The organism is Lentilactobacillus hilgardii DSM 20176 = ATCC 8290 (assembly GCF_000159315.1).
GTDB classification, from domain to species: domain Bacteria; phylum Bacillota; class Bacilli; order Lactobacillales; family Lactobacillaceae; genus Lentilactobacillus; species Lentilactobacillus hilgardii.
On record NZ_GG669992.1, the window covers coordinates 604,658 to 610,657 of the forward strand.

Sequence of the window (6,000 nt, forward strand, 5' to 3'; positions counted from 1 at the left end):
GCCTGAAGCCACATGGTGAAACTGATCGTTAAAGACTTGATTGACTAGAGAGATCTATGAGTCAACCCAAAGCGGTAGCAATGTTGACAAGGTCGTGCCGCTGGGTATATGGTGCAAAGAGAACTTAAAGAGGAGTTTATTCTATGCACAAGATTTTCGCTGTTATTTCTATTTTATGGCTTATTGTAGTAGTAACTGTGGCTTTAATCACGATGCATTTGGTGATTAAGGGAAATTATGAAAATGTGTTTCTTCTCTTCGTCCCTGTATTAGCTGTCGGCTATCCGATCAGTCGTTATTTGAACCATCAGTTATTACATGGGTCTGTAAATAAGTAATGACTATTACATAAAAGGTGTTAAGGAAAAATTAAGTTCTAGCTGTTTACCACAATTTGTTCTCAGATTTCTGAAAATGAATTGTGGCTTTTTAATTATTTTTTATTGATTTCTTTTAAAATTTGACGCCCTTTTAGTAACATTTTTTGTTTTATAATTAAACTAAGACTTTTTTGAAAGGAGTTTTTATATGGCAGATCAAGCACAGCCTGAACAGATTCAAGTGATTGGCGGTAATGTTAATAACCTGAAGAATATTTCGGTGAACATTCCGTTGCATCGATTTGTGGCGATTTCGGGACTGTCGGGTTCTGGAAAGTCCTCGTTGGCAATGGGCATTCTTTATTCAGAAGGTGCAAGGCGTTACCTTGATGCCTTGGCAACTTACACGCGCCGAAGAATCAGTCAGGTAGGCCGAGCTGATGTCAAAGAAGTTCGGCACATTCCATCTGCACTGGCATTACGTCAACGGCCGACGGTGCCGGGTGCTCGATCCACGGTTGGTACGATGACTGAGATCTTTAACGTGCTACGGCTCATTTATTCCAGATTGGGTTCGCCGGTATGTCCCAATGGTCACCAAGTACCACCGACCATTAAAATTGCGGAAGCCATGGATAAAGCCGGATCGGAAATGGGCATGATTACCTGTCCAACTTGTGGGGTTCGGTTCATGGCATTTGGTGCCGAGGACTTTGCCTTTAATTCCGATGGGGCCTGCAAGAATTGTGAGGGCCTCGGGGTTACAAAGCAAATTGACCCGGAGACGTTGATTGGCGATGAGACCAAAACCATTCGTGACGGAGCGGTTGCGGCTTGGCGCACACCCGGTCGGAATTTTATGCCGATTGTGGCTCAGGCTGCTGGTGTTCGGATTGATGTGCCGTACAACCAGTTGTCAGATAAGGAAAAAGAAACGGTGTTACATGGCAAGCAACAGAAATTTGCCATCAATATTCCAAGTAAAAATGGTCGGGTTTTTCATATGGACCATGCACTTTATGAAAATGCATATAACGCAATTGAAGATAGTATGGCAACTACCAAAAGTGATATTGCCTTGAAACGGCTGAACCGATTTTACCGGTTTTTCACCTGTCCGGTTTGTCACGGCACGCGAATTAATCCCGATCGGCTTGGCCAATTGGTAGCTGGGAAAAATATTGCGGAAGCCAGCCAACTGCCGCTTGGAAAACTACCGGCATTTGTTAAGGAAATAAAAGCCTGGTTGCCGGATAATATGCGTGATTTAGCCAATAATTTGACGGGAGAATTGCTGAGCCAACTTCAGCCGTTGCTGGACTTGGGCTTGGATTATTTAACGATGGATCGTGCCGGCGCAACGCTTTCAACCGGGGAACTTCAACGTATTCAGCTTGGCAGAACTTTGCGGACGCAAACCACCGGTGTTCTATATGTTTTGGATGAACCTTCCGTTGGCTTGCATCCAGATAATGTTTCGGGACTCATTAAGATTTTTCATCAGCTGGTGGACCAGGGAAACTCGGTTGTGGTTGTCGATCACGAAACGTCAATTATTGATGCAGCGGATTGGATTATTGAAATCGGTCCCGGTTCAGGAGAAAAGGGCGGCACAATTATCGATCAGGGAACGCCAAATCAGATAAAGGCAAGTCGCCGGTCCTTAATCGCACCGTTCTTGACAGGAAAGGGACAGCTATTAACACGGCAAAAATCAAAAGATGATGTATTCGCTGACGGCACGGTGGAACTAAAAATCAACCACCGGTTTAACTTAAATCAGGTTAGCGCTAAATTTCCGATTAATCGGCTGATTGCCGTCACCGGATTTTCGGGAGCCGGCAAAACGACACTGGTCTTGGATGGTTTATTGGATGCGTTTAAAGCAGACTTTAATCACAGAAAGTTGCCGAGTTATATCGATCATTTTGATCCGAATCGGATTAAGCACATTGTGAGTGTTGATGCAACACCGGTTGGTAAGAATGCTCGTTCGACAGTGGCAACTTACACAAATATCATGGATCATCTGCGAAAACTATTTGCGACCCTACCGGAAGCAAAGCAAAAGCACTATACACCAAGTTATTTTTCCTATAACAATAAGCAGGGCGGTTGCCCGACCTGCGGCGGGACCGGTGAAATATCTCTGGATATTCAATATCTGCCGGATATGGTCGAAACCTGCCCAACTTGTGGCGGAAAGCGGTTTAATAAACAAGTGCTGCAGGTTAAATGGCATGACCTGTCGATCGCGGATGTCTTGGATAATGACGTTGATCAGGCAACCGAGTTGTTCAAGAAAAATACGGCTATTGGAACAACGTTAAGAGTGCTGCAAAAGATGGGGCTTGGTTATTTGCATCTGGGTGAAGCCACACCAACTTTATCGGGCGGAGAAGCCCAGCGATTAAAGTTAACGTCACATATGCGACGCAGCCAGAATAATACACTGTTCATTTTTGATGAGCCTTCCGTTGGCCTGCACCCATTGGATGTCCACGTTCTGCTGAAGGTCTTTTCCCAGCTGATTGATCAAGGTGCAACCGTTATGATGATTACGCATGATCTTGATTTAATGGCAAATGCAGATTATATGATCGACATGGGGCCACGTGGTGGTGATCAGGGTGGTCGAATTGTGGCTGAAGGTAAGCCGGAGGACTTGATTAAAGCGCCTAAAAGTCTGACAATAAACTATCTTCGTTCGCATTTTGATAATTATAGAGTTTGATTCTTACAAAATTAGAATTTTATAAATTTAGTGCAAGCTTTCACAAATAGCGTTATGGTGGTATTGAATTCCGCTACGGGATTGATTCCAACTATTTTTTACGGGGGACTTAAACTAATTATGGAAGTAAAAGTTGTACCATTATTTTTAACGCCTGTTCTCCACAGCAAAATGTGGGGTGGTACCAAACTACAGGATTATGGGTTTAAGCTGCCCAGTGATCATACTGGTGAAGCTTGGATCATCTCAGCTCATCCCCATGGTCTAAGCAAAGTTTCTGATGGTCCGTTTAAGGGAAAAACATTGGATCAGCTTTGGAAAGAAGAGCCGGCACTTTTTGGTGGCCATGCTCAGAATGAAGAATTTCCGTTGTTGGTAAAGATCTTGGATGCAAAGGAAAACCTATCAATTCAAGTTCATCCGGCTGACGATTATGCACGGGCACACGGTGAAAAGTTTGGTAAAGCTGAAAGCTGGTATATTTTATCTGCAGCGCCGGGAGCCAAAATTTATTACGGACATACTGCAAAAACAAAGCAGGGATTACAAATGGCTGTTGATAATGGTCAAATCAATACCATTTTACGGACAATTCCCGTTAAAACCGGTGATTTCTTTTATAATCCAGCGGGTGTTTTGCATGCCCTTGGCAGTGGCATCGTCGCACTTGAAACCCAACAAAATTCTGATATGACATTTCGGCTTTATGATTTTGATCGGGTAGACGCAACGACTCAAAAAAAGCGACCACTTCAGGTTAAAGACGCGTTGGCAGTAACCAATGTGCCTCATCAGGATCCTCATGTTGTTCAAGCAACTCGAGCAACCAGCTTTGGAATGGTCACAACTTTGGTGAACGCAAAGCATTTTGTAGTTGAAAAGTTTCAGACAACCGGTAAGCTATCGTTAAATCAGATTCACAATTATATGTTGCAAACCGTCATTGATGGTCAGGGAGACTTAATCGTTAATGATGTTCGATATCCAGTCAGGAAAGGGATGTCGTATATTTTACCGAAAAATGTCTCCGATTATCAATTGGATGGGTTTATGACGGTGATTGCGAGCTACGTAAAATAATTTTCAGTGAATTAAAAAAGTGATCCAAAAGGTTGATCTTAGATAAAATAAGAGCAACTTTTTGGATCACTTTTTAAATGCTAAGAAGTTAGTAAATGACTAGATGTACTTAAACGGTTGTTGATTTTTAACGGCATCCAAGTATTTTTGTGGCATTGGTCGATTCTTAGCACGGTATTTTCAGTCGATTTCTCCAAACTAACGTACAATTTTTGTTAAATAATTTATACCTGTATCGATTTATTTGACATGTTCTGCTTCAACAACTTTTTGATCACTTCGTTTACGCAAAGTCTCTTCGATATCTTCCAAAGAGCGGTTTCTGGTTTCGAAGACTTTGGAATGAACAAACCAAATGGCGGCGAAACATAAAACCCCGTATCCGATGAAGAGACTACCGGTACCGAAGAAATCAAGCAATGGTGGGAATGTTAATGACACAATCATATTGGCAGTCCAGTTAATCACACTAGAGAAAGAGTTCCCCAATCCACGAATATTTAATGGGAAAACTTCACCAATCATGACCCACATAACAGGTCCCCAAGTTGCAGAGAAGAAGGCAATGTAGATCGTTAAAGCAATGACACAGATAACAGCGGCTGCTTGACTTTGCCCTGAGAATTTCATTGCGAAACTCATGATAAACAGTGATACACCCATGCCAATGGCGCCACCAATCAGCATCTTCTTTCGGTCGATCTTATCCATAATCATGACCGCAATGGCAGTGACAATCACGTTGAAAATTCCGATTCCGATGTGGGCAATTAATGCGGCGGATACGCCAAAGCCAACGTCGGTAAAAATAGTTGGCGCGTAATAAAGCACCGTATTACAACCCATGACCTGCTGGAAGATTGCCAGCCCAACACCGATGACTAGTGCCGGTCGAACCAATTTGCCAAACAACTCGGACCAACCACCGCTCTTAATGGCTGCTTGTTCTTTAATATCTGATAATTCTTTATCAACGACACTTGTGTTGTGCTTGTTCATAATCTCCAAAATTTGTTTAGCTTCGGAAACTTTGTTTTCCTTAACTAAGAAACGTGGACTTTCTGGTAGAATTAAGGCACCGAAAAATAAAAGAGCAGCCGGAATTGCGGCAAATCCCAGCATCCAACGCCATCCGGTGTAGAATCCCGAGAACGAATAGTTAGTGACGTAGGCAATGAAAATCCCTGTCATGACCATCAATTGGAACAAACTGGACATTGAGCCACGCTTATCAGCGGGTGACAATTCAGCCAAATAAGTTGGAATTAAGGCAGAAGCAGCACCAACCGCCATTCCTAAAATGATTCGAGAAAGAATCAAGGTCCAAAATTCTGGTGAAAAGGCTGATCCCAATGCGCCAATAAAGAAGATAATTGCAGATAACAGGACGAGCTTTCGTCGACCAAAGCGATCAGACATTGGCCCGATAACCGCGGCACCCAGAATGGCACCCAGAAGAACGGCACTTACCACCCAGCCTTGTTGCCAAGAATCCAAATGGAGTTGTTTCTCAATAAATAAAATGGCACCGGAGATGACACCGGTATCGTATCCAAATAATAAACCGCCTAAAGCACCAAAAAAATAGACAAACGCTGAAGAAACCTTGTGAATCTTTGGCGCAGATTCCGTATTGTTTTGCATATATTCACACCTCGTTTTTAGTTAAAAACCGAAAAGAATAAATTATTTGTAAGTAAGTTGGTTGTTTGAACTTTTTAACGTGACTAAATAGTAGCACTTTTGTTTTTTTATCTGCAACCGCTTTCAAATTTGTCCGGCTATATTTTTATTGACAGTGTTAATTGGAAATGGGTTCTTCTAGCAATGAACCTTAAAAATAAAAATTCTTTTTTAAAAAATAAA

4 protein-coding genes are annotated in these 6,000 nt (G+C 42.4%); 3 read left to right on the forward strand and 1 reads right to left on the reverse strand.

What is annotated here, in order from left to right; all coding sequences use genetic code 11:
• Positions 1-143 precede the first annotated feature (143 nt).
• The 3 genes from HMPREF0519_RS02765 (at position 144) to HMPREF0519_RS02775 (ending at position 4,134) form a co-directional block, all read left to right on the forward strand.
• Entirely contained in the window at positions 144-338 is a 195-nt protein-coding gene (locus HMPREF0519_RS02765; RefSeq protein ID WP_003634429.1) for a hypothetical protein, read from the forward strand.
• Between the two features lie 190 nt (positions 339-528).
• The gene (locus HMPREF0519_RS02770) at positions 529-3,054 is read left to right on the forward strand and encodes an excinuclease ABC subunit UvrA (RefSeq protein WP_003634431.1); all 2,526 of its coding nucleotides are present in this window, start codon (positions 529-531) and stop codon (positions 3,052-3,054) included.
• A gap of 120 nt (positions 3,055-3,174) precedes the next feature.
• Complete coding sequence (locus HMPREF0519_RS02775; protein ID WP_050759576.1) at positions 3,175-4,134, forward strand: type I phosphomannose isomerase catalytic subunit; 960 nt, start codon at positions 3,175-3,177, stop codon at positions 4,132-4,134.
• A 240-nt stretch (positions 4,135-4,374) separates the two neighbouring features.
• Here the strand turns inward: HMPREF0519_RS02775 and HMPREF0519_RS02780 are convergent, their stop codons facing one another.
• On the reverse strand, positions 4,375-5,748 hold the full coding sequence (locus tag HMPREF0519_RS02780) for a sugar porter family MFS transporter (protein ID WP_202813062.1): 1,374 nt from the start codon (positions 5,746-5,748) through the stop codon (positions 4,375-4,377).
• Between the last annotated feature and the right edge of the window lie 252 nt (positions 5,749-6,000).

What these genes read in the sequence shown, in the direction of transcription:
- HMPREF0519_RS02765 (WP_003634429.1), top strand. Translation starts at nt 144, where the DNA reads ATGCACAAGATTTTCGCTGTTATTTCTATTTTATGGCTTATTGTAGTA.
- HMPREF0519_RS02770 (WP_003634431.1), top strand. Translation starts at nt 529, where the DNA reads ATGGCAGATCAAGCACAGCCTGAACAGATTCAAGTGATTGGCGGTAAT.
- HMPREF0519_RS02775 (WP_050759576.1), top strand. Translation starts at nt 3,175, where the DNA reads ATGGAAGTAAAAGTTGTACCATTATTTTTAACGCCTGTTCTCCACAGC.